The sequence below is a fragment of the Candidatus Binataceae bacterium genome, assembly GCA_036495685.1.
Classification (GTDB): Bacteria; Desulfobacterota; Binatia; order Binatales; family Binataceae; genus JAFAHS01.
The window spans coordinates 12801-36526 of record DASXMJ010000151.1 but is presented as its reverse complement, the minus strand read 5'-3'; the positions used below and the strand labels follow the sequence as shown (position 1 = coordinate 36526).

Sequence of the window (23726 nt, the reverse complement as noted above, 5' to 3'; positions counted from 1 at the left end):
CGCGACCGAGGAACATTTGCAAATCGTCTGGAGTCGCTCCTAAAGTCATCTACGCGCCGAAACGCGGTTGGAGGTGCAAATCATGCCGGGACTATTAGAGGGAAAGATCGTTTTGGTAACCGGTGGTGGCTCAGGAATCGGCCGCGCCACCGCGCTCAGAGTGGCGGGCGAAGGCGCGAAGGTCATGATCGCTGACTATATCCCTGAAGGTGGCGAGCGCACGGTTAGGATGGTCAAAGAGGCAGGCGGCGAAGCCGGCTTCATTGAGGCCGATGTTTCCATCGCGGGACAGGCCGAAGCGATGGTGAGCGAGACTGTCAAACGCCATGGCCGTATCGATTGCGCGTTCAACAACGCCGGAATCGAAGGCAAGATGGCGAACACGGCCGAATGTTCAGAAGAGCTCTTCGATCAGGTAGTCGCGATCAATCTGAAAGGTGTCTGGTTGTGCATGAAGTACGAAATCCAGGCGATGCTCAAAACCGGTGGCGGTAATATCGTCAACACCGCGTCGATTGCAGGGCTGGTCGGCTTCGAAGGATTGCCCGCCTACAACGCTTCCAAGGGTGGTGTAGTGCAACTCACGCGCACCGCCGCGCTTGAATTCGCCACGAAGAAGATCAGGGTCAATTGCGTATGCCCTGGCGTTATCAGGACGCCGATGGTCGAGCGCTTGCTCGACAATCGATCAATCACGGAAGAGGAGCTTACCTCCGGCGAACCGATCGGGCGTATGGGCAGGCCGGAGGAGATTGCGGAGGGCGTGCTCTGGCTTATGTCCGATGCATCATCGTTCGTCACCGGTCATCCTTTGGTTATCGATGGTGCCTGGGTCGCGCGGTAACCTTAGTTCCCAACTTCGCCCAAGTGACTGCTCGGGTGGTCGCTCTTCGTCACCACCCGTTCAAATTTGGATTAGAATTCCAGCACAGACCGTTTGCATGTCAATTTCGATCCGGGTAGCTGAGAATTGTGCGAGGTTCTCTGTTGATGGAGTCCCGCTTTCCCCACGCTTTAGCGAGCACTGATTGCTCCAGTCGGCGATTCACCATGGAGGATTCATTGTGTAGCTTGGCGTATCGATCATTTTCCAGGATTACCTTCGCGCGCAAAAAGCCGATTGGCAGATCTACGAGGAAGATTTCGCGCTCGCTGAGATGGTCGAGCCTCGCGGCTTCGATTCCGCTCTGCGGAGTTGAGGATCACATCTCGCCGTATACGATGCTCCCCGACGTGTTGCAGTTCCTGAACTATATGGCGGGTCGCACTGGCCCGGTTACCCTTTCGACCGACTGAGGCCAATAGAGGAAAGCTATGGTTGCAACCAGTGATGCTCAAACCGAAAGGGTAACGATTTATCATATAGAGGGACGCCGTTCGTTTCGTGTCATCTGGCTATGTGAAGAACTGGGTATTCCTTACGATCTGATTTTCAAGCCCGGGGACGTGCTCGGATCGATGGTGCAACTGCGCAAGGAGTATCCGTTGATGCCAATGGCCCCGACGATCCGCCTTGGCGGAGAATTCATAGTCGAGTCTGGGGCGATTTTGGACGTCCTCGTCGCACGATACGGAAGAGGGCGCCTGATTCCTCCGGTAAAAGCAAACGATTACCTGAAGTACACGCAGTGGATGCACTTTGCTGAGGCGACGGCCATGAGCAGGATGGCGACCGACCGCTTTGTGGCGCTCGCAACCGGCGTCGAAGTCACTGCGATACTGACAGTTGGCTATAGGTTTGGAGAACCCATCGACAAACCAGCCCTAGTCGGATCTCTTGGGGGTCTTTGACTACGTGGAAGACTATCTTTCGAAGAACCCGTACTTCGGAGGCGCTGAGTTTACCGCTGCAGACATCATGATGCATTACGCGGTGCGAGGGGCCAAACTACTGGTCTGGATTGACGCTGCTGACTATCCGCACATCGCCGAATGGAAGCGCAAAGTAGAGTCACGACCGGCGTTTGAGCGCGCCGCCGAGGCAGCGCTGCCTGGCGGCTCAGACGAGTTCGGATTGCCCGCGGGCATGCCACTACCGTTTTCACCGCCGCCTCAGAAGGGCGCATAGGAGGACGGTAAAACGCGCGTTCAAACCAACGAGCGGAACCGGCAAAGGAAACGACATGGCAAACCAAATCACTCTATGCGATGTGTCGCCGCGAGACGGTATTCAGAACGAGAAGACCTCTCTGTCCGCGGCGCAAAGGCATGAATTGATCAGGCGACTTGCCGCGGCCGGACTCCGGTGGATCGAAGTAGCGTCGTTCGCCAGTCCGAAATGGGTACCGCAGATGGCGGGCGCCGAAGAGGTGTTCAGCTTGTCGTCAACGATTCCCGATCTCAGGCCGATCGTACTGGTGCTCAACGATCGCGGGTACGAGCGCGCAGTAAACGCCGGAGCTCGTTACATCCGGCTGGTAGTCGCGGCGACGGACACGATGAATCAGAAGAACGCGAATGCGCTGCCTGATCAAACGATGGCGTCCTATGTGCCGATTTTCGAACGTGCGCGCGGCGACGCTGTAGAACTCACCGGCACGATCGCTACATCGTTCGGCTGTCCCTTTGAAGGTGCAGTAAGTCCCGAGCGGGTCATGCGGCTTGCGACAAAATTCGTCGAGGCGGGAGCGGCGGAAGTGGATTTTGCGGATACCGTTGGGATGGCGGTGCCGCCGCAAATTGAACGAATGGTGCTACGCGCCCGGCGCGAATTTCCCGACGTGCGTGTCGGCATCCACGTACACAACACTCGGAACATCGGACTGGCCAACGCCTACGCCGCCGTACAGGCGGGCGCTGATGTGCTGGACGCATCAACGGGAGGCGCGGGCGGCTGCCCATTTGCGCCGAAGGCAACCGGCAATATCCCGATGGAAGACCTGGTCTTCATGCTGGAAGGAATCGGAATTGATACCGGCATCAATCTTGAAAAGTTGATCGAGACCTCGCGCTGGTTTGAGGAATTACTTCAGCATGCGTTGCCGGCGATGTTGCCGAAGGCCGGTCCATGCTGGCCTGCACCTCCGCCACTCGCGTAAATGGCGTCGCTGCCGTATGGCTATCCAGCTCGGTCTTTATGCCCGCTTCTCCATTGATGGCCTTCATGGGCTAGCCGCGGCAGTAAAATTCTGGAGTCAGTACAGATGGATACTTTGAAGCTGGATTGGCTGAGCGATTCGCGTATCGCGGTGGTCACGCTGAATCGTCCTGACGCCCTGAATGCGATGAACACGCTCATGATCCAGGAGCTCCTTAATCTCTTTCGCGAACAGGCCCACAACGAAGCGCTTCGATGCGGGGTTATCACGGGATCCGGAAGCCGCGCTTTTTCGACGGGAGGTGACCTCAAAGAGCGCAACGGCATGAGCAACGACCAATGGCGGCGGCAGCATCAGTTGATCGAAGAGATGTTCAAAGCGATGTGGGATTTTCCGATCCCAATAATCGCCGCGGTGGAAGGGTTCGCGTTTGCAGGCGGCTGCGAGATTGCCCTTGGCGCCGATTTTATCGTCGCGTCGGCGACGGCCCAGTTTGCGCTCAAGGAAGTTACTCGAGGAATTCTGCCGGGAGGAGGAGGTCTGCAGAAACTGGCGCGCAGTATCGGGATGCGGCGGGCTCGCGAAATGATCTATACCGGGCTCGCAATAAACGCGGAGACCGCGTACGCGTGGGGTCTCGTCAATCGGGTGGTTCCCGCAGGCGATGCGCTCAAGAGCGCACTCGAATCAGCTGGACAGATCGTTGATAGCGCGCCGATGGCAGTTCGGATGGCAAAGCTCTCGACGAGTCGCGGCCAGGATTGCGACTCCGCCACCGCATACGCGCTCGACATCGCCGCTTACAACGTCCTGATCGGCAGCGAGGACCGATTGGAAGGAATCGCGGCCTTCAACGAAAAAAGAAAACCTCAATGGAAGAATCGGTGAATCGGCGCGCGGCGGAGAAGCCATGAATTTTGAGTTGACCGAGAGTCAAAAGGAAATCCGTACGGCGGTCGCCGACCTGTGCGAGCGTTTCGGCAATGAGTATTGGCGCGGATGCGATGAGAAGAGCGCCTATCCCGATGAATTCGTCAAAACTCTGAGCCAGGCCGGTTGGCTCGCGGCCCTGATTCCGCAGGAATACGGCGGGGCTGGACTCGGGATGCTGGAGGCATCGATCATTCTCGAAGAGATCAATCGCAGCGGCGGCAATGCGGTGGCGTGCCATGCGCAGATGTACACGATGGCTTCTATCTTGAAGCACGGATCGGCCGAGCAGAAGCGTCGCTATTTACCCGCGATCGCATCGGGCGAGCTGCGACTGCAGTCATTTGGAATTACGGAACCGGATGCTGGTTCGGAGACGCCACGGATCAAAACGTTCGCGCGGCGCGAGGGCGATCAGTACGTCATAAACGGGCAGAAAATTTTCACCTCGCGCTATCAGCATTCGGACCTACTCCTGCTGCTCACGCGCACCACTCCTTTTGATCAGGTCAAGAAGAAGACCGACGGAATCAGCCTGTTTCTCGTCAACCTGAAAGAGAGCGGAGACGCAATCAAGGCGGTCCCTATCGCTACGATGGTGAATCACGGGACCAACCAGCTCTTCATCGACAACCTGGTGCTGCCGCGCGAGGCGCTTATCGGCGAGGAAGGAAAGGGATTTTCGTATGTGCTGAGCTCGCTAAACGCGGAGCGCATCCTGGTAGGCAGCGAATCGATTGGCGACGGCCGATGGTTTGTCGAATACTCCGTGAAGTACGCGAACGAGCGACGCGTATTCGACCGGCCTATCGGCATGAATCAAGGCGTGCAATTTCCCATCGCCAAGGCGCATGTCGCCGTCGAGGCGGCCAGCCTGATGAGGTTCAAGGCGGCGGCGCTTTTTGACACCGGCCTGCCATGTGGGGCGGAGGCCAACATGACGAAGTACCTCGCATCCGAGGCGGCGTGGGAGGCGGGCGAAGCCGCGATGAACGCGCTGGGCGGATACGGCTTCGCGAAGGAATACCACGTGGAGCGCAAGTGGCGGGAAGCGCGGCTGTACCGCACGGCGCCGATTTCGAACAATCTGGTTTTGAGCTTCGTGGGTGAGCACGTGCTCCGAATGCCACGATCGTATTGAGAGACTTTTAGCTCGCGTGTTGCTAGTCGGCCAGGATTTGAAGAGCATCCTGGCTGAAATGGATGAACGTAGTCTGTGAATTTCCTTATCTCACAGCCGAAGAGGAAGCGCCTGCAGAGCATGGAGGCGGGGACATGTTGAGCTCATACCGAGTTCTCGATCTTACCGATGCGGGCGCGCTCATTTGTGGGCAAGTGCTGGGCGACTTTGGCGCCGATGTGATTCTGGTCGAGCCGCCCGGAGGCGTGAGTGCGCGCAAGATCGGGCCTTTCCGTGGCGATGGGAAGAACGTCGATCAGAGCCTCAATTTCTGGGCGCTTAACCGCAACAAACGCAGCATCACGATCGATCTTGAAAGCTCGGCAGGCCGAGAGAATCTGCTCCAATTGGTGAACACGGCCGATATCCTGATCGAGTCATTCTCTCCCGGCTACATGGATCGACTCGGCCTTGGTTATCGTACGCTGGCCGAGATCAATCGGCTGCTGATTGTCATTTCGATCACTCCGTTCGGACAAAAGGGACCGAAGGCGCGATGGGCGGCCACTGATCTCACAGTGACTGCAGCATCCGGCGCGCTCCTAATCACCGGCGATGAAGACCGGCCACCGGTGCATACGTCGGTCCCTCAATCGTACCTACACGCGGGCATCGAAGCGGCTGCGGGCGCTCTTATCGCGCTGAGTGCCCGCGAACGCGACGGCCTTGGACAGCATATCGATGTGTCCGCGCAAACAGCGATGATGATGACGACCCAGTTCAACGTGCTCGCTACTGGTTGGCACGATCGTCCGGCCGAGCGGATGGGAGGCGGACTCAAAGTCGGCAAGATTAGAACTCGCTTCGTCTATCCGTGCAAAGACGGCCACGTGAGTATCACGTTTTCGTTCGGCCCCGTCCTCGGCGGGCCGACGCGCAGGCTCTTTGAATGGATTCACGAACGAGGTTTTTGCGATGAAGCGACGCGGGACAAGGATTGGATCAGATACGGCGGGCTGTTGGTGAGCGGGAAGGAATCTCTCGAAGAGTACAACCGCTGCATGGATTGTATCGAGGGCTTCACGCTCAGCCAGACCAAGACGGAACTGTTCGATGAGGCTTTACGGCGGCGAATCCTGCTCGTTCCCGTGAGCAATACCGCCGACATGGTTCGGGCCAGGCAGCTCGAAGCGCGCGAATACTGGACCAGCATTGAGCATCCGGAGTTTGGCAAAGAAGTTGTCTATCCCGGTCCGTTCGCGAAGCTTAGTGAGACACCGCTTCGCTATCGCCGGAGGCCACCACTACTAGGTGAGCACACGAGCGAGATCGCCGGCGAGCGGCGGGCCACAGCGAATCCGGCCAGGCCCGTCTCAAGCGCGGCTTCGAAAGGTGCGCTCGACGGCCTCAAGGTACTGGATTTCACCTGGGCATACGCAGGACCGGGCGCCACACGTTATCTCGCGGACTATGGCGCAACGGTCGTTCGCATCGAAAGCTCAAAGAAGCTCGATACGTATCGCACGGTTGGACCGTTCAAGGATGGCCGATCCGGCCTCGATCGCTCCGCTGGCTTCAGCAATGCGAACATGGGCAAGTACGATGTTTCGCTCAATCTCGCGGTTCCTGAGGCGCGGGAAATTGCTCTTCGGCTGGTCACATGGGCCGACGTAGTAGTTGAGAATTTTTCCCCAAGAGTGATGCGTTCGTGGGGGATGGACTATCAGGCCTTGCGGAACATCAAGCCTGACTTGATAATGCTCAGCTCCTGCCTTAGCGGACAGACGGGCCCCGCGGCGATGCTCGCCGGCTACGGCACGATGGGCGCCGTCATGTCGGGATTTGGCGAACTGACGGGATGGCCCGATCGCGCGCCCGCCGCACCGTATAGCGCGTACACGGATTATGTCGCACCGAGGTTCACGGTCGCGGCATTATTGACGGCCGTCGATCACAAGCGGAGCACGGGGCAAGGCCAGTACATCGACCTTTCTCAATCCGAGTGCTCGATACATCTGCTTGGTCCAGCGGTGCTCGACTACACGGTCAACGGACGAATCCAGTCGCGCATGGGCAATGCCCTGCCGGAGTATGCGCCGACCGGGGTCTATCCGTGCATCGGTACCGATCGATGGATCGCGTTGGCCGCGCCGACCGACGATGTGTGGCGCGCGCTCTGCAGAGCCTCGGAGCGGGGCTGGTCCGAAGACCGCCGGTTTGCCACGGCCAGCGATCGCATCGCGAACAGGGCGGCGCTGGATGATGTGATCGGCTCATGGACGAAAGACTTGGAGGTGGAGGCGCTGGAGGAGCTTTTGCAAAGCATGGGAGTCCCCGCCCATCGCGTATCAAACTGTGCGGATGTTCTCGACGATCCGCAGCTCAAGGACCGCGATCACATCATCTACCTGGAGCATCCGCAATTTGGTTCGGTGCCTTATGAAAGATCACGGATGGTGTTTTCGCGCACGCCGGCCGCCGTCGGATGGCCCGGCGCGCAAATCGGCCAGCACAACGACTACGTTCTGCGCGAGATACTCGGCTTGAGCACCGCGGAAATTAGCGCGCTGCAGACGCACAAGGCGCTCGAGTGAACGACCTCGCGGAAGCCGCGTTTAGTTCGAGTAGCGAGGAAACGTCAAGGCGGGAAATAACAGCCATGTTTCCGGAGTCGCAGAACTCAAAGGTTTGCGGGCCCCTCGCCGTTGTCTCTAGCCTGCGAAGAAAAACGCCGCGCGACCTCTCCTGACATGAGGCTGTAGTTTTCTCTCGAGGGATGAGGGTTGGTTTCGAGTCTCACAAGTGGTCGCGATAAGGAAAGTGCGGGAACACTCGCGCAACTATCCACGGGCACGGCGGCCCGCTCCACTAACTAGAGGTTAGGGTGCAGGCGGACAAATCGCCTAGCCGCGATCGTCACGCGTGCTGGTTCGCACTGCGCACGACCTTACCGGGCATCGCTCCCGTTGGCTTGCCGTCCTGGTAGGTCACCTCGCCGCTGACCAGCGTGTATTTGTAGCCGTCGACGTGCTGAACGAATCGACGGCCATTGGCCGGCAAATCAAAGACCATCTCCGGTGCGTGCAGCCGCAAGCCGTCGAAGTCGATCAGGTTGAGGTCCGCCTTCATCCCGGGGGCGAGAACCCCGCGATCCGTCATGCCGTAGAGTTCGGCGGTATCTTTGGTCTGGCGCTTGACCGCAGCTTCCAGCGGAATCCGTTCGCCGCGTTGCCGATCGCGCACCCAGTGCGTCAACAGATAGGTTGGCATTCCAGCGTCACAAATCACTCCGCAATGCGCGCCTCCGTCGCTCAGCGACATGATGGTCGCGGAATCGAGCAATAGTGGCCGCAACGAGTCGAAGGAATAGTCCTTCAGCGCCAGCGGCATATAAATGATGCCAAGACCGTCGCGCTCGAGCAGCGTGTCATAAGCGATCTCTTCCGGCGCTCTGCGCTCACGCTGGGCGCGGGCGAGGATGCTCATCTCCGCGCTTGGCTCATAGTCAGGCGGATTGCCAAGCGGGAAATGCTGATGGAAGTGGCTCACCATGGCGAGCGTCTGTTCCTCTCGAACCGCTGGCTTGTCACGCAGGATTTGCGCTCGGACGTTGGGATCGCGCAATTTGGCCACGCGTTCCTCGAAGTTCAGTCCCTTCATTAATTGCCGATAGCTGCGATGCGTGCTGAACGGATGTAGCGAGCTCTGCAGACTCATCAGCGATGCAGCCGACCGCGGCGCAACCTGCGATACCATACGCCCACCGCTTGCGTTGGTTAGCCGAATCAGATCGAGGACCTCCCGCATTTTCATTCCGGAACGGCGGCTGATTAGCGCAGCCAAATTGATCGGTCGTCCGGTCTCGATCGAGAGTCGTGCCATCCATTGCAAATCAGCATCGGGACCCGTGACATCGGTGATGATCTCGAACACGCCTCGGCCGGCCTCGCCGAGAGCGCGCCCGATCCCCAGCATTTCGTCGACGCCCGCGAAGGTTCCGGGGACATAGGCCTTATCGCGCGTTCGATGCACCAGTGTGCGCGAGGTGCTGACGCCCAGTGCGCCTGCCTTGACGCCGTCCCGAACAATCGCGGCCATTTGAGCGATGTCGTCGGGCGTTGCTTCCTCATTCGCGGCGCCCCGCTCGCCCATCACGAAGGCGCGCACCGCGCAATGCGGCACATGGGTGCCGACGTCAACCACGCGTTTCATTCGTGACAACGCGTCAAGGTATTCGCCAAAGGATTCCCACTCGAAGTTGATGCCGGCTTTCAGGGTCTCGGTTGGGATGTCTTCGACCCCGTCCATCATGCTGATAAGGAAGTCCTCTTGCCCCCGCCGAACAGGCGCAAAGCCGACACCGCAATTGCCCATCACCAGGGTCGTGACGCCGTGCCAGCTCGAAGGCGAGAGATAGGGGTCCCATGCAACCTGACCGTCATAGTGGGTATGAATATCGACCCAACCAGGCGTTACGAGCAGGCCATTCGCGTCGATCTCGCTGCGTCCGGCGCCTGCCTTGCCGCCTACGCTGACGATGTTCGCGTCATCGATCGCGATGTCGCCGTAAAACGCGGGGGCGCCGGTGCCATCAACGATTTTCCCATTGCGAATTACTTGATCGTGCATTTCCCGCGACCTCCGTTGTCGAGGATGCGTCACTTCAAAGCGAACCCTTTGTACCAGCGACTCGCCTTCTCGTCGTACACCATGGCGGTGACTCGGGAGTTGAATTGGATATCCCGGCGCAGATTCAAACTTGTCGGCCACATAATTCAAATAGCGTTCGTTCTCTAGCTGACCGGAATAGTGCTCCTTCTACTCCCGTTCCTGCAGCAGTTTTTTGGAGACGAACAGCCGCGTGGGTTTCGCTCTCCGAGTCGAAGGGGCAGCCGGGATAGCGATTCCAATACCACGTGCCGCCAACACCGCTGCCGTCTTGGACGCATCGCTCTTTAAGTCCCTGCTCGCGTAAGCGGTAAAGTTGGTAGAGGCCCGGAACGCCTGCGCCGTCCACAATCGCGTCAAAGGTCTCGATGCGGCCTGCTTGAGTATCCGAATCCCGATTAGAATCCGCCACGACGTGCTTCCCCGATACGGCCTCAATAGCACCGACCGAAAACTTTTTCCAAGTCCCTCGACGTCGCGAGTAGGCGAGCAATCTCAGCGAAGTTGGTTGGTAGTTCGCACCCAAGATAAATTCATGGCGCAAAGGCCAATTCAAAGGCTCCTCGCCCGCTCTTTTGCGAGCGAGGGTGCTGGAAAAGCCGGTGGGGCAATTGGGGACCGCTCCTTGCTGCGGAGGTTCCCAGGGAATCAATCACTCAAACCACAGCACCGGCGCTGGTGTGGATGGTCTGACCGGTAATCTGCCGACTACCTGAAGTGCAGAGAAACAAAACCGCCGCGGCGACGTCTTCGGGTTGCGAAACCCGATGAAACAGGTTCTCCAGCGGACCGCTCGAGGCGACGCGCTGCAGCGCGTCGGCATCGCCGATCGTCTGCGTCATCGCGGTCGACGTTATTCCCGGCGCGATCGCGTTAACGTTGATGTCGTAGCGTCCCAACTCGGCTGCAGCACTGCGCGTCAACTGGACTATGGCGGCCTTCGAGGTCGCATAGGCAATCGGCGAGTTGCGCGCGCGGAACGCAGAACTGGAGCTGATGTTGATTATGCGACCGCCGCCACCGCGATCGATCATGTGACGCGCAACTTGCTGCATCAGCAGCATCGGCGCCTTCAGGTTTACGGTGTGCACGAAGTCCCAGTTGTGATCGTCTATCTCAAGTAAGGTTTGGAACTTTCCCGCGACTCCCGCGCAGTTAATCAAAAAATCGATTCGTCCGAACTCCCGGAGCACGCTCGCGACGCTCTCGCTGATCCGCTGCGTCTGTGAGAGATCGGTCATGATCGCGGATGCACGTCCGCCTGCCTCTTTGACCTGAGCGACAACCGCGTCCGCTCCTGCTCGATCACGATCGAGCACAGCGACCGCTGCACCGGCGCCTGACAGCGCCAGAACCGATGCGCGGCCAATTCCCGACGCTCCTCCAGTCACCAGCGCCACTTTGTCGGAGAGATCGGAACTCATCTGCGCCTCCTCTTACCCGGTCGAAGCTAGTCTTTCAGCGGGACGATCATCATGAGGCGAGACTGGTCGCCGATAGCCCGCGTCGTGTGTCCCTTTCCGGTCAGGTCCTCCGCCAGAATTCCCTCGCCGGGTCCAAACTGGTGGGTAGAGCCGTCGCCTAGCCCGATCTCAACGCCACCGGCAAGCGTAATGACGTACTGGCGGCGAGGCGCGTTGTGCCAATCGACGAATGCGCCGGGAGCCATCCGCGTGAACATCACACCACTTGCCGGCTGCAGCGCTGTTTGCTCAGCGATCTGTCCCGGCGTGAATTCCATCTTCAGTTCTTCAACATGAGATTGCTGATCGGCACCAGTATATAAACGAAAGAGACGCATAAGACATGACCTCCGCGCATGAGACTCAAGATCCACTTACCGCGACGGCTGATTGTCGGCAAGTATCTCCGCTGGCTCCGATTAATCGAGCAACTTGATTCGGGCGAAGAGCTTCGCGCGTCCGGGAATGCTGGCGAGCACCCGACGTGTGTAATCGTTCTGGGCCTGCATCCACTCGTGAACTTCCGGGTCAAGCGAGGTTTTCCATGTAGCGGTAAGGATCGGCCACCGACACCGCGAAGTAGTGGTCGATGACTGGTCTAGCGGGTGCCAGGGCAGGCGAGGGAGGAAGCGAGCATATTATTCCGACGGCAGCCTCAGTGGTCAAAATCGTCAGGATCGCGAGAAAAAAGAGCGCCGCATGCAGTAACCTCTGAAACATGGCCCTCTCCTCCGAACACCGCGACCGGGAAGCTCACGCGATGCATTGTCCCTTGCCAAGGCGCCCTTTGAAGCGCCATTCTTCAAGGACGCAACCCTGCGCATGATCAAGATCACGCCAGCGCGCGGGTCATCCGCGGGTGGCGATCGGGCATCATTCAAGGCCGAATTCTGAACCAGCACGAGGAGAGAACCGCGATGGAAAAGAGTGACGTCGTTGTCCCCAGAGGTCAGGAAATCCTCTACAGCAATTTTCACTTCGCCCCTGCGGTGAAGGACAAGGATCATCTTTATTGTTCCGGCGTGATTGGCATGGGTCCCGACGGAAAGGTGTCGTCCGATCCCGAGACGCAATTTATGCAGGCATTCGAGGGTATAAAGGGAGTGCTCGAGGCTGCCGGGCTTTCCTTCCGTGACGTCGTCGATATCACCTCATTCCATGTCGGCCTGCAGGCGAACATGCGCACGTTCATGAAGGCGAAGGATCGCTACGTGAGCGAGCCATATCCGGCCTGGACTGCAATTGGGATAACCGAGCTCGCGGTGCCGGGCGGCCTCGTCGAAGTCAAAGTGATCGCGAGGATGCGCGGCTAGTCAGACGGACGGAGAACGATGATGAGTGATCACCGGATAACGACTGAGGAACAGCTTCGCGCGATCATCGGCAGCCCGCATTCCATGGTCCAGCTCAAGGTGGTGAGCGAGCTCAACGAAATCACGAGCGATTTCATAAGGCGCTCACCGTTCGTCGTGCTTGCGACCGCGGATCGTGAAGGCAACCAAGACGCGTCCCCCAAGGGCGATCATCCCGGGTTCGTCGCGATCGAGGACTCCCGGACTCTGCTCATCCCGGAGCGATCCGGCAACAAGCTCGCGTTTGGCTACCGCAATATCCTGAGGAATCCGCACGTGGGCATCATCTTCATGATCCCGGGCACCAATGAAACGCTGCGCATCAACGGAACCGCAGAACTAACCTCCGATCCCGCGGTATGCCAGCGGCTTACCGCACGAGGAGCGGCGGCCAAGCTCGCCATCCGGGTGCACATCGAGCAGTGCTTCTTCCACTGCGCCAAGGCCTTCCTGCGCTCCCAGCTCTGGAAGCCCGAGACCTGGACTCCGCACAAGATAGTCTCGTTCGGCACACAGTTCGCAGCCAAGACCGGCGCGAGCGACGACGTTGCCAAGCAGATCGACGAAGCGATCGAGCGCGACTATCGGGAGAATCTTTAGAAAAAAGGGCGGCGCGTCGGGGTGCCCAGCAATCACTCGGAGGACAATTCCCGTCTTTGGTCGACCGTACGAGAAGGCTGCCAGGGAGGCTTCATTTTGCACGTATCTAAGGCGTCGGTCAGCGCAGCAGCCTCGCGAGTGCCTGCGTCAGTTCTCGATCGGGATCGGTTGGAAGCCAGGGCATCCTCCAAGCGACGTGGCCGTCGGGACGCACCAGCACCGCGCCGCGCAAGCCCACTTGAAATCCGTCTTCGGGATTCGCAGAGGGTAGAGTGTGCAGCCCCAGTGGCAGGTGGATTCGCTCCGACACTCGCTTGCCCGCCTCCTTCCATTCGTTGCCCATCGGGCCAGCAACCACAACAAACTGTTGATCGAACCAGTCGAGGGTCGAAGTCTGTCGAGTCAGATCGAGCCACATGTGTGGAAAACGCGCACCGGGCCGGTCGGTCGGCCGGTAGTAGCGGGTATCGTGTGCAGTTGGCGCTGTTCCATCTGGGATTACTGCGCCGTCCTCATAGGTGAACCCGAGCGCTTGGCCGATACTATGCAGATGGTTGTCAACGTCATTTATCCGGAACGCGATCTGGTCTGCGTTACCCGAACGGATCGCCTCGGCGACGAGCGGGAAGCGAACCGAATTGCCAAGGCTGAAATCTGCGTTCGACTCCGCCACCGGCTTGCGCTCGGCGTTGTAAGTTTCGAGCAAGTTCCCCGAGGCCAAACCCTTCAGCACAAAAGCAATTTTCCAAGCGAGGTTGTGGGCATCCTGCACGCCGGTATTGAGCCCGAAGCCGCCAGTTGGCGGAAAGCGATGGGCGGCGTCGCCCACTAGAAAAATCCGACCCCGCTTGAACTGCGCTGCTACCTGCCGGCTCATCCTCCAAACCGACCGACTGATCAGTTCTACCTTGAGGTCGGCTACGCCGGTCTGCCGCCTAATAAATTCAGCTAGTTGTCTATCGTCTCGCGGTCGCGCACCTTCATCTGAACCCAGAGAAAAGAGTGTCAACCACCGGTCGCGCCCGTTGGTGTTGAGAATAGTAGATGGAAGCGAGCCTGGCTCCATCGAAGTGATGAAGAACGCCGTCGTTCTCCGCGCCGATTCAAAGCGCGAAAGGTCGCCACGCCAGTACTCATTAGCCATTACGGCAAGGGTTGCGGGACCAACCATCTCGATTCCGGCGTCGCGCCGGATCTGGCTGGCCGCTCCGTCCGCCGCGATCAGGTAGCTTGCCGACCATTTCGTTTCCTTGTCGGTTTCGAGTGAGCGAGTTTTTACATTCACCCGATCGCAGTCTTCCGAGAGCAACCCGGCTTCGGTTGAGAATAGTACTCGCGCGCGTCGCGAAGATTTCAACGCATTCAGTATTTCCGTCTCGACCGCATCCTGTGCGACGATACATTTCCAGGCCGGTGTCTGTCCCAAATCTGGCTCAGGCCGCGTGCGTCCATACTCCTTGCCGTTGACGCTTTCTACGAAGGCAAACACGTCGGAGTTGTCCGGTAGACCGCGCGCGCGAATGGCCGCCTCGATCCCCCACTGACGAAACAACTCCATGGTACGAACCAGGCAGCCGCGCGATTTTGGATGATCGGTAGTGGTGGGACTCTTCTCAGCAACCACGCAATCTATTCCAAAGCGACCGAACAGCAGCGCCATCGCGAGACCGACCGGCCCACCGCCGACGATAAACACCGAAGTCTCATTCACCGTTTCGATTTGGTTTGCCATTGTGACTTACCCGTCGTCGGTTTCACGGAGCAGTGACTAACTCTCCCGGACTGTGCACAGCTTGCCGCAATCAACTGAGCGATCGATGTCGCGTAGGTCCGCCACCTCGCCTCTGATGGAGGGCTCTTGGCCACGATAGCCTCTAGAATCCAAAAAGATCCGAGCGAATCAAAGAAGTGCGCCGCCAGGAGGCGAGGATCGCCAGCGGGCTTCAGGTTCGCCAAGTGTTTGGCAAGCCGCTCAACCCGTTCGCCAAATAAAGCACCAAAGCGTTTTCTGATCTTCGTCGTCGACGCGTCCGGCGATAGGCGAGAGGCCTCGCTCAGGAAAAACGCGGTCGCGGCGCGATTTTCACTTAGCACCACATAGAAGCTTTCAGCCACTGTGATCAGTTGCTCTGACAACGAGCACCCGGCTCGTCTTGCGAGGGCCGTGGCGAGCTCCCCGGCCTTAAAGAAGTTTTCCTCCACAATCGCGGCGACGATCGCAGCCTTGCTGTCGTGATAGTGGTAGAGCGTACCCTCGGTTAGCCGGACCGCCCGCGCGATATCTCGCATCGAGGTAGCGTGGAGCCCGCGCTGAGCAAACAAACGCAGGGCCTCGCGCAGAATAGCATCGCCCCGGTTCGCGGAAGCCTCGCCCAATGCGGTAGCACGTCCCATGGTATTCAATCAAATAATTGATTGATTAAGCGATTTTGTCGTGTGCGTCAAGCGTTCGGTCAAAACTGAGTAGTTTCGGACGAGCTGTCCGGAAAGATCCTTTGTGGTGGGAAGATTGCTAATTACTTAATTGTCCGAACGGGAAGACACCCCGATTCGCCCATATTCGTAGGATCCGCGCGCGGACACGCTCGATCCCGGGTGGGAGGGTGGCGGTGTGAGGATCGCGACAGTTTTTTCTCGATTATCAAGGGGAGATGGTGTTCGGGTTCGGTAGCGCTGGGTAACGCGGGCCTGTCCGCGGGCTTTATTGACCCCTGCAGGCTTTATGGATTCCTGAGAGCTTTACTGACTCCAGACTCAGATAACCTGCCGAACGCTTGACAACAAAGCCAGCTCAATGCAGGGTTTGAGGCGACTCAAGCGGAAGCGCGTCCCTAGAGCGGCCGATTGGATTCATTCAGGCGCGAACATCTCGACCAAATATCTGACTCGCGCGGAGTGCTGAAGGCCCATCCCGGCTAGTGCGACCGGATTCGGACCCTGGCGTCGGCCGAGAATGGGTTCGGACTTCCGAGGCACTCGTAGGCGATCGGCGACATGATCTCGCCGCCGGTCTTAGACGACCGTAACGTGGTTAGGAGTTAAAATTTTTGTAGGCACATGGTGGCACCAACGGCGATTCCCTGCAGGCGCGACCGCGGCAGATTTCTGGTCGAGTTGATCAAGCCGTCGCACTACGACGACGACGGCTACGTAATCCAATGGTGGCGCGGGTTCGTACCGTCGAATTCGTTGTCGAGCATTTACGGGCTGGTCGAAGACGCACGTGCTCGGGAGATCCTTGGGGCGGGCGTGGCTCTTGAGATTCAAGCGTACGACGAAACCAACCAGAAAGTTCCGGTGCGGTCCATCATCCGAAGGTTCGCGCGCAACTCGAACCGAGGCATTGTGCTGCTGGTTGGCGTCCAGACCAACCAGTTCGCGCGGGCAGTTGATATTGGCCGGGACCTGCGCGACGCGGGGATCCAGGTTGCGATCGGAGGCTTTCACGTTAGCGGCTGCGTCGCGATGCTTCCCGAGATGCCGCCAGAGATAAAAGAAGCCCTCGCGCTCGGAATCACCTTGTTCGCGGGAGAGGGAGAGGGCCGGCTGGAAGAAGTGCTGGCAGCGGCCTACGAGAATCGCCTGCAGCCACTCTACGATTTCATGAACGATTTGCCGGCAGTCGAAAGCCAGCCGCTGCCGTTCCTTCCGCTCAAATACGTCAAACGATACGCCGGAGCGCTCGGATGCTTCGACGCGGGGCGCGGATGTCCTTTTAGTTGCAGCTTTTGCACCATCATCAATGTTCAGGGGCGCAAGTCGCGACATCGCAGCGCCGACGACATTGAGCATCTGATTCGTGCGCATGCAGCGCAGGGTGTCCGGAGCTTCTTCATCACCGACGACAACTTTGCCCGGAATAGGAACTGGGAGGCGATTCTCGACCGCATTATCGTGCTGAAGCGCCGCGACCGGCTGAAAGTGAATATCATCATGCAGGTCGACACACTGTGTCACAAAATTCCCAACTTCGTAGAGAAGGCGGCGCGCGCGGGATGCAAAAAAGTCTTCATTGGGCTGGAGAATATCAATCCTGCCAGCCTGAAAGGTGCATCGAAGGGTCAGAACCGAATAACCGAGTACAGGAAGATGCTGCAGGCGTGGAGGCGCGCCAAGGTGTTGACCTACGCGGGGTATATCCTCGGGTTTCCATCCGACACCCCGGAGACTATCGCTCGCGACATCCGCATCATTCAGCGCGAGCTTCCAATCGACATAATGGAATTCTTCATGCTGACTCCGCTGCCGGGCTCGAAAGATCATCAGCAGATGTATCTGCGCGGCGAGCGTATGGAAGCTGATACGAACAAGTACGACGTCGAACACGCAACGACAGATCATCCCCGCATGAAGGCGGCCGAATGGGAGGATATCTACCAGCGCGCATGGCACTTGTACTATTCACCCGAGCATATCGAGACGCTCATCAAGCGCGCGGTCGCCAGCGGCATTCGCACCAAACGCATGACGTCGATGATCTTCTATTTCTACGCAAGCCACGCCTACGAGCGGGTTCATCCGCTGCAGGGGGGTATCCTCCGGCGCAAACGGCGCAGCCAGCGCCGTCCCGGATTCCCCCGCGAGAATGTAATCCGGTTTTTTGCGCGCCGTGCGCGGGAGATGGCGACGACTTATCTGCCAGCCCTCTGGTTCCTGTGGCGGCTGGAGCGGTTGCGCCGCAAGATCGAAAAAGATCCCGCATCGAAGAATTATACGGACGTAGCGCTACGCCCTGTAAGTGACGGGGAATTTGACGACGATTTCGAGCTCTATCAAGCGACCGACGCGGCCCGCCACGCAGCTGATCTGGCGCGATCGCGCGCTATGGCGTTGCGGCAGGCCTAAGAAGCAAAAACCGAATAGCGCGAACTTCAACACCGGAAGTTTCGTCGCCCTGCCAGACGACAAGGCGCAGCATTGTGCGCGAGTGGATTGATCAGAAGCTACCGAACCTTGTGCAGCGAGGTTTCGGCGCGGCCGAGGACTCGGAAGTCTGGTTCAACCGGTACGAATTTATGCTGATGACCTATGGAGGTGAGTTGGCTGTATGTGTTCGCCAATTAAAGGCATTCGTAACGTAATTAAAATTTAGAAGGATGATGAATCCGTGCTCTCCCCCTGGATAGAGCACAATCGAGCTTCCTTGCGTTCTCGCTTCAGGCGCTGACGCAGCTTCTCGACTTTGGCCGCGATTGGTGACAGAGCCCCAGACCCTTTTCGCACAGAAATTCGACCGGCCAGTATCCTGCGTACGGCCAGTCGAACTGGCCCTTCGGGATGGGTTGGGACTCTGTCGTTAGTCGATGCTGGTCCGCAGAACCCCAGTCTCAATTCGGTCATCCCTCTGATTTCATTGGGGTTGATTCGAGGACTTTTCGTTGGACTACAAAAGGAACGATATGCCCCTGGGCATCGAGTCTTAGAGAGCCGGGTCGATCGAGATCCTCAGGTGGTAAGAGCCCTAAAGCAGCTCTGTTCACCGACATCTGGCGGTCCGATCCGAAAGGATCGCCTGTCGGCATTCGCATCTTCCTTTGCACGCTTCGCGGCACTGGCTGTCGTAGCTATGGGGTGCGTGCTCTTCGTCCGACAATTGCGGTCAGGCGCGACCTTTCTCGACTGCGCTGAATGCCCGGAGATGGTCGTGATACCCGCCGGAAGCTTCGTCATGGGCGACAGCTTCTATGGCCATCCGCAACATTTAGTCAGGATTCGCCGACCATTTGCGGTGGCGAGAGACATGATCACGCTCGATGAGTTTGCGGAGTTCGTGGCCCAGAGTGGGTATTCCGAAGATACCGCGTGGCAGGTCGCCGGCTCCAGCCGAAATGGCCGCGATCCCGTAGTAAGTGTGAACTGGGACGATGCGCAGGCGTACGTGAAATGGTTGAGCGAAAAGGCCCAGCATCAGTATCGGCTCCTATCCGAGTCCGAATTCGAATACGCCGAGCGGGCGGGTTCAAGGACCGCTCTCTGGTGGGGTGACGAAGCTGCGCCTGTGTGCCTGTACTAATTTCCGCGATTGCAGCAGCGGACCCTGTCGGCGCATACCGACCCAACGCCTTCGACCTGGACAATATGGCCGGGAACACTTTCGAGTGGGTGGAGGACTGTTGAACGATACCTTTCGAGTGCAGACCGCCGGCGGGCGTTTCGTCTTTCGCGTCTATCGACAAGGCTGGAGGTCACGGTCCGAGATCCTGTTCGAACTCGATGTTCTTGGGCATTGCGACCGAGCGGGCATTCTTGTCGCGACGCCATTAGCAAGACGAGACGGCGAGTTCATTTCATCGATCGAACATCCTGAAGGATCGCGTTATGCGGTTATGTTCACCTATGCGGAGGGTGCGCAACCGGGGAATCACAGCGAGACGCAGGCCCGCTCTTTTGGGGCTGCATGTGCCCACCTGCATCGTGGAACCGACGATTTCTCCAGCCCTCATCCGCGATTTGTTCTCGACCTGCAGCATCTGATCGAGCATCCCTTGAGCACGATTATCCCCTTCCTCCAGCACCGTCGCGAGGACCACGAGTATCTCGCGCGTCTCGCGTAAAGAGTCGCGCAAAAGATAGATTCCGTTCAGAGCGACCTAGACTTTGGCTTGTGTCACGGCGACCTGCATGGAGTAAATGCCGCGTGCGACGGAGACAAGATCACGATGTTTGACTTCGACTGCGGTAGGTTCGGCTGGAGGGCCTACGATATTGCGGTTTATCGATGGGCTCTGCAGATCCGGAACTTGCCACAGAATTGGCAGCCTTTCCTCGATGCTTACCGGGAACGGAGAGAATTGCGTGAAGTTGATCTTGACGCGTTGCCGTGGTTCGTTGCGGCGCGTCACCTGTGGCTACTTGGCCTTCACACCGCCAACGCAGAGTTCCTCGGTCGGGGCGTGTTGGGTGATTCATACTGGGACTTTTGGCTGAAGCTCGTCCGTGAGTGGGAAGCGAAGGAACTGAAAGATTAGACGGAATTTCAATTTACAGCGCCCCCGGTTGTACATGCTGTCAACGCTGACTGCGTATGCTCCGAGGAGCTCAATTTCTATTTGGGCGAATCCGGCGGCTCAGGTCTATGCCGAGTCGCTCCGAGCTCGAAGGGATCAAGGGCGGCCAGTGAACTGATGATCTCTCACCCCGCAGAACCCGTGGCATACGCCAAGTAGAGCAGCATGGCCATCCACTCGAGAGAAAAACTCGCGCGAGCGAAAAAACCCAATCCCTACCAGTAAGGGCCGCAAGCACCGTGAAAGGCACGCGGGTGATACCGCGACAAGTAAGCTCACAAACGTCGGGAAAGGCGAGAGTATACCGCGCAATCGTTCCCGAATTGGTAGCGGGCGGGGTGGCGGAGATGGCTCCTCGACAGTGCTAGATCGACCTCTGATACGCTTGAGAGTCGATCTGAATCTAATCCGTCGCCACAACTTCGTGGATACCGTTGTAAGGCAACGCTATGTTTACACGCAACAACTGATGAAGGTAGCGTCACATCAGATTCTGCTTGTGTGCCACGCTGAGCCGCTTCACTTCGAGCGCGCAGCCGGAAGCGTTCATCGCGACGGTCCCGGAAGCGAATGGAAGACCGTTCCCGTTCAGATGAGGGAATCCGCGCAGCGGAAGAACTGGCGGTTACGCTCGCCGCAGGCGCCAACCGTGGCGAGAGATGTTGCTTGACTTTTCCATGGTGCAGGGCTTACGCAAAAACTAGAGGTTGACCCCATGGCCTTAGACCTGATTATTCGCGGCGGCACCGTGGTGGATGGGACCGGCACCCCTGGTTACCAGGCGGATGTTGCGATCTCAGAAGGACGAATCGTCGAAGTTGGCAAGATGCGCGATAGCGCCGAACGGGTCATCGACGGGTCGGGCCTGATAGTCACGCCAGGATTCATCGATCCGCACACACATTACGATGCGCAGATTTGCTGGGACCCTCTAATCACCTGCTCCTCGTGGCACGGCGTTACCACAGTGGTCATGGGCAATTGCGGGGTCGGACTGGCGCCCTGCAAACCGGCCGAACGCGAGGTCGCGACGTGGAATCTGGTTCACGTTGAGGCGATTCCATACGACGTCCTCAATAAAGGAATCACCTGGGATTGGGAGACTTTCCCGCAATACATGGATGCGGCGCAGCGGCGCGGTCTCGGTATCAACGTCGGCTTTCTCGCCGCGCTCTCACCCTTCCGCCACTTCGCGATGGGCGAGGAGGCGATGACGCGTGCTTCGACCGAGGCAGAGACTGTCCAGATCTGTACTTTGCTGCGCGAGACGATGGCTGCGGGAGCCTTCGGATTTTCGCTGACCGTAATGCCTCAGCACGTCGGATATAAAGGGCAACCGCTCGCGTGCCGCCTGGCGAGCCATGACGAGCTTCGAAGCTACGCAGGCGTTCTGCGCGAAGCCGGCCACGGCGTGGTCGAGATCGCGCTGACCCGTCAGCCGAGCGGCCTCTCGGACCAGGAGTACACGCTGCTCGATTTGCTGTCGCACGCGAGCGAACGTCCCGTGACCTGGCTCAATCTGCGTGATCGCGACGATGCGCCGGATGCGTGGAGCGAGACTTTGACCAAAGCCGCTCCCCTGCTCGAGCGCGGATGTCGCCCTCAGGTTGCTGCGCGCCCGTTGATTATCGAGTTCAATCTACGCAATCCGTTCCTGTTCGGCAGCATGAACTCGATCAAACCTGCTTTCGGCGATAGGTCGGTCGACGAACTCAAACAGTTTTACGCAGGCGCGGAGTTTCGCCGCACCTTCAGTGCCGAACTCGGTCGACGCACGGTGCTGCGAGATATCTGGGATCGCGCGAAGATCAAGGAGGCCTCCAAGCCAGCGCTCAAGGCGTTGGAATGGAAGAGCGTCGCTGAGATCGCACGCGAGCGCAATGCCGATCCCCTCGATATATTCTTCGATCTTTCAATCGAGGACGAACTGAGTCTCACCTTCATGATGCCGGTGCTCGATATCAACGAGGAGCGTGTCGCGCGCAAGTTCAGCGATCCGCGCACGATGATCGGAATCTCCGATGGCGGCGCGCACGTCGACATGTTGTGTAACGCCGGCTATCCGACTTATCTCATTGGCAATTTCGTGCGCCGCAAACAGGCGCTCACGCTCGAGCATGCCGTCAAACGCATCACCTCCGAACCCGCCCGATTCTTCGGGATGAGCGATCGCGGCGAACTACGTCCCGGGCTCGCGGCCGATATCACGATTTTCGACTTCGATCGCATCGGATCGCCCGAGCGTCCTGAGGTCCGCAGCGACTTTCCCGGCGGAGGTCGGCGGTTGGTAACGCAGGCCGAAGGGATCGAATACACCATCGTTAACGGCAAGGTCCTCTACGACCGTGGACGACATACGGGAGCGCTGCCGGGCCGAGTCCTGCGTTCGGGACCAGCCACGGCGCGGCGCTAGGAGAAAGACATGACAGACATGCGAGTAATCTCCGCCGATTCGCACATGACCGAGCCCGGCGATTTATGGGTAACGCGGCTCGATCGGAAATACCGCGACAACGCGCCGCGCGTGATCAAGAAGGACAGCTCAGGCTCCGCAGTGACGGGTGCTCCCTATGTTTTCGTCGGTTCGGGCTTTCCTCCGCTCGTTGTTGCAGGGGTATTCGCCGCGGGACGGAGCGGCGAGGCGTTACGCGAACATATGCGGAAGGGCTACGAGGCAGCGCGGCCGAGCGGATGGGATCCCCTCGAGCGGCTCAAGGACCAAGACATCGATGGTGTCTCGGCCGAGGTGCTCTACGCCAGTCTCGGCATAGCACTGCTCAGCATGACGGACGTCGAACTGCAGCAGGCTTGCATGCGCGTCTATAACGATTGGCTCGCGGAGTTCTGCTCGCATTCGAAAAACCGTTTGGCGGGCATCGGACTGTGTTCACTGCGCGCTTTGCCGGACGTCTCGGAAATCGAGCGATGCGCGAAGAAAGGCCTTAAAGGCATCCTGGTGCTCGCGAGCAACACCATCGAGATTCCCTACAGCGATGAGCGTTTCGATCCGCTGTGGCGCGCCGCAGCAGAACTAGGCATGCCAATCTCACTGCATAAGCCGCTGGTCTCCGGAATGTCGCTCACACCGTTCATGCCGAGTCCCGCCGACCTGCAGATCCATTGCATCCACGTAGTTGAGCAGTGCATGACGAGGTTGATCTACGGCGGCGTGTTCGAACGATTTCCCAAATTGAAGATCGTTTCGGCCGAGAATGATGTCGGATGGATACCCAACTGGGTCAATCGCCTCGACCACGTCTACTCGAAGATGGGTCGCCCCAGGTTGCCTCACCAACCGAGCGAGTATGTGAAGCGCAACGTATGGGCGACCTTTCAGGACGATCCGCTGGGACCGGCGACCTGGAAATTCTTCGGCGAAGAGAACTACATGTGGGCTTCGGACTTTCCTCACGCTGACTCGACCTTTCCCAATTCCATAAAGACCATTGCCGATAACTTTGCCGATGTGCCCACGCATGTCAGGCGGAAAATCACCTTCGACAATGCGAATCAGCTTTATAACCTCGCACTCGGCTAAGCTTTGCGTT

At 58.6% G+C, this 23726-nt stretch carries 19 protein-coding genes and 1 pseudogene; 14 read left to right on the top strand and 6 right to left on the bottom strand.

Translation table 11 applies throughout. The features are described 5' to 3' along the window. Window positions 1–82 precede the first annotated feature (82 nt). From VGI36_14525 to VGI36_14495, 7 genes are all read left to right on the top strand, one after another. Window positions 83–844, top strand: coding sequence for a glucose 1-dehydrogenase (locus VGI36_14525; protein HEY2486363.1), 762 nt, complete (start codon window positions 83–85; stop codon window positions 842–844). A gap of 470 nt (window positions 845–1314) precedes the next feature. Next, on the top strand, window positions 1315–1791 hold the full coding sequence (locus tag VGI36_14520) for a glutathione S-transferase N-terminal domain-containing protein (protein HEY2486362.1): 477 nt from the start codon (window positions 1315–1317) through the stop codon (window positions 1789–1791). Between the two features lie 4 nt (window positions 1792–1795). Then, entirely contained in the window at window positions 1796–2068 is a 273-nt protein-coding gene (locus tag VGI36_14515; protein HEY2486361.1) for a glutathione S-transferase family protein, read from the top strand. 55 nt (window positions 2069–2123) lie between these two features. Further along, the gene (locus VGI36_14510; GenBank protein ID HEY2486360.1) at window positions 2124–3038 is read left to right on the top strand and encodes a hydroxymethylglutaryl-CoA lyase; all 915 of its coding nucleotides are present in this window, start codon (window positions 2124–2126) and stop codon (window positions 3036–3038) included. A 105-nt stretch (window positions 3039–3143) separates the two neighbouring features. Beyond that, window positions 3144–3926 (top strand): enoyl-CoA hydratase-related protein, encoded by a 783-nt coding sequence (locus VGI36_14505; GenBank protein ID HEY2486359.1) that lies wholly within the window; start codon window positions 3144–3146, stop codon window positions 3924–3926. 22 nt (window positions 3927–3948) lie between these two features. Then, window positions 3949–5109: an acyl-CoA dehydrogenase family protein gene (locus VGI36_14500; protein ID HEY2486358.1), complete on the top strand. Its 1161-nt coding sequence runs from the start codon at window positions 3949–3951 to the stop codon at window positions 5107–5109. A gap of 134 nt (window positions 5110–5243) precedes the next feature. Further along, window positions 5244–7682, top strand: coding sequence for a CoA transferase (locus VGI36_14495; protein ID HEY2486357.1), 2439 nt, complete (start codon window positions 5244–5246; stop codon window positions 7680–7682). 322 nt (window positions 7683–8004) lie between these two features. Here VGI36_14495 and VGI36_14490 read toward each other — a convergent pair whose 3' ends face one another. The 4 genes from VGI36_14490 to VGI36_14475 form a co-directional block, all read right to left on the bottom strand. Then, window positions 8005–9717, bottom strand: coding sequence for an amidohydrolase family protein (locus VGI36_14490; protein HEY2486356.1), 1713 nt, complete (start codon window positions 9715–9717; stop codon window positions 8005–8007). A 695-nt stretch (window positions 9718–10412) separates the two neighbouring features. Next, window positions 10413–11180, bottom strand: coding sequence for an SDR family oxidoreductase (locus VGI36_14485; protein ID HEY2486355.1), 768 nt, complete (start codon window positions 11178–11180; stop codon window positions 10413–10415). Window positions 11181–11206: 26 nt separating this feature from the next. Then, window positions 11207–11497 (bottom strand): hypothetical protein, encoded by a 291-nt coding sequence (locus tag VGI36_14480; GenBank protein ID HEY2486354.1) that lies wholly within the window; start codon window positions 11495–11497, stop codon window positions 11207–11209. A gap of 250 nt (window positions 11498–11747) precedes the next feature. Beyond that, a complete protein-coding gene (locus VGI36_14475) occupies window positions 11748–11939 on the bottom strand; it encodes a hypothetical protein (GenBank protein ID HEY2486353.1) in 192 nt (63 codons plus the stop codon). Between the two features lie 197 nt (window positions 11940–12136). On the opposite strand from VGI36_14475, the gene VGI36_14470 reads away from it, so the two are divergent. Both VGI36_14470 and VGI36_14465 read left to right on the top strand, forming a co-directional pair. Next, on the top strand, window positions 12137–12532 hold the full coding sequence (locus VGI36_14470; protein HEY2486352.1) for a RidA family protein: 396 nt from the start codon (window positions 12137–12139) through the stop codon (window positions 12530–12532). A 21-nt stretch (window positions 12533–12553) separates the two neighbouring features. Continuing rightward, entirely contained in the window at window positions 12554–13171 is a 618-nt protein-coding gene (locus tag VGI36_14465) for an MSMEG_1061 family FMN-dependent PPOX-type flavoprotein (GenBank protein HEY2486351.1), read from the top strand. Between the two features lie 118 nt (window positions 13172–13289). Here VGI36_14465 and VGI36_14460 read toward each other — a convergent pair whose 3' ends face one another. Further along, window positions 13290–14903 carry an FAD-dependent monooxygenase gene (locus VGI36_14460; GenBank protein HEY2486350.1) on the bottom strand — a complete coding sequence of 538 codons (1614 nt, stop codon included), beginning with the start codon at window positions 14901–14903 and terminating at the stop codon, window positions 13290–13292. Next, window positions 14879–15565, bottom strand: a complete 687-nt coding sequence (locus tag VGI36_14455) for a TetR/AcrR family transcriptional regulator (GenBank protein ID HEY2486349.1) — start codon at window positions 15563–15565, stop codon at window positions 14879–14881. The genes VGI36_14460 and VGI36_14455 overlap by 25 nt, the downstream gene beginning before the upstream one ends. Window positions 15566–16231: 666 nt before the next feature. Between VGI36_14455 and VGI36_14450 the strand changes: the two genes are divergently transcribed. The 5 genes and pseudogenes from VGI36_14450 to VGI36_14430 all read left to right on the top strand — a co-directional run bounded on the left by VGI36_14450 (window position 16232) and on the right by VGI36_14430 (window position 23716). Further along, window positions 16232–18016 carry a radical SAM protein gene (locus VGI36_14450; GenBank protein ID HEY2486348.1) on the top strand — a complete coding sequence of 595 codons (1785 nt, stop codon included), beginning with the start codon at window positions 16232–16234 and terminating at the stop codon, window positions 18014–18016. Between the two features lie 721 nt (window positions 18017–18737). Further along, window positions 18738–19184 (top strand): SUMF1/EgtB/PvdO family nonheme iron enzyme, encoded by a 447-nt coding sequence (locus tag VGI36_14445; protein HEY2486347.1) that lies wholly within the window; start codon window positions 18738–18740, stop codon window positions 19182–19184. Continuing rightward, window positions 19153–20139 (top strand): annotated as a pseudogene (locus VGI36_14440) (phosphotransferase). Before VGI36_14445 ends, VGI36_14440 begins: the two are co-directional and overlap by 32 nt. Before the next feature lie 754 nt (window positions 20140–20893). After that, complete coding sequence (locus VGI36_14435) at window positions 20894–22591, top strand: amidohydrolase family protein (protein ID HEY2486346.1); 1698 nt, start codon at window positions 20894–20896, stop codon at window positions 22589–22591. 9 nt (window positions 22592–22600) lie between these two features. Then, window positions 22601–23716 carry an amidohydrolase family protein gene (locus VGI36_14430; GenBank protein ID HEY2486345.1) on the top strand — a complete coding sequence of 372 codons (1116 nt, stop codon included), beginning with the start codon at window positions 22601–22603 and terminating at the stop codon, window positions 23714–23716. Window positions 23717–23726: the final 10 nt, after the last annotated feature.

Coding starts and splice junctions, on each gene's coding strand:
- VGI36_14525 (HEY2486363.1), top strand. CDS start 83: ATGCCGGGACTATTAGAGGGAAAGATCGTTTTGGTAACCGGTGGTGGC.
- VGI36_14520 (HEY2486362.1), top strand. CDS start 1,315: ATGGTTGCAACCAGTGATGCTCAAACCGAAAGGGTAACGATTTATCAT.
- VGI36_14510 (HEY2486360.1), top strand. CDS start 2,124: ATGGCAAACCAAATCACTCTATGCGATGTGTCGCCGCGAGACGGTATT.
- VGI36_14505 (HEY2486359.1), top strand. CDS start 3,144: ATGGATACTTTGAAGCTGGATTGGCTGAGCGATTCGCGTATCGCGGTG.
- VGI36_14500 (HEY2486358.1), top strand. CDS start 3,949: ATGAATTTTGAGTTGACCGAGAGTCAAAAGGAAATCCGTACGGCGGTC.
- VGI36_14495 (HEY2486357.1), top strand. CDS start 5,244: ATGTTGAGCTCATACCGAGTTCTCGATCTTACCGATGCGGGCGCGCTC.
- VGI36_14490 (HEY2486356.1), bottom strand. CDS start 9,717: ATGCACGATCAAGTAATTCGCAATGGGAAAATCGTTGATGGCACCGGC.
- VGI36_14485 (HEY2486355.1), bottom strand. CDS start 11,180: ATGAGTTCCGATCTCTCCGACAAAGTGGCGCTGGTGACTGGAGGAGCG.
- VGI36_14480 (HEY2486354.1), bottom strand. CDS start 11,497: ATGGAATTCACGCCGGGACAGATCGCTGAGCAAACAGCGCTGCAGCCG.
- VGI36_14475 (HEY2486353.1), bottom strand. CDS start 11,939: ATGTTTCAGAGGTTACTGCATGCGGCGCTCTTTTTTCTCGCGATCCTG.
- VGI36_14470 (HEY2486352.1), top strand. CDS start 12,137: ATGGAAAAGAGTGACGTCGTTGTCCCCAGAGGTCAGGAAATCCTCTAC.
- VGI36_14465 (HEY2486351.1), top strand. CDS start 12,554: ATGAGTGATCACCGGATAACGACTGAGGAACAGCTTCGCGCGATCATC.
- VGI36_14460 (HEY2486350.1), bottom strand. CDS start 14,903: ATGGCAAACCAAATCGAAACGGTGAATGAGACTTCGGTGTTTATCGTC.
- VGI36_14455 (HEY2486349.1), bottom strand. CDS start 15,565: ATGGGACGTGCTACCGCATTGGGCGAGGCTTCCGCGAACCGGGGCGAT.
- VGI36_14445 (HEY2486347.1), top strand. CDS start 18,738: ATGGGGTGCGTGCTCTTCGTCCGACAATTGCGGTCAGGCGCGACCTTT.
- VGI36_14435 (HEY2486346.1), top strand. CDS start 20,894: ATGGCCTTAGACCTGATTATTCGCGGCGGCACCGTGGTGGATGGGACC.
- VGI36_14430 (HEY2486345.1), top strand. CDS start 22,601: ATGACAGACATGCGAGTAATCTCCGCCGATTCGCACATGACCGAGCCC.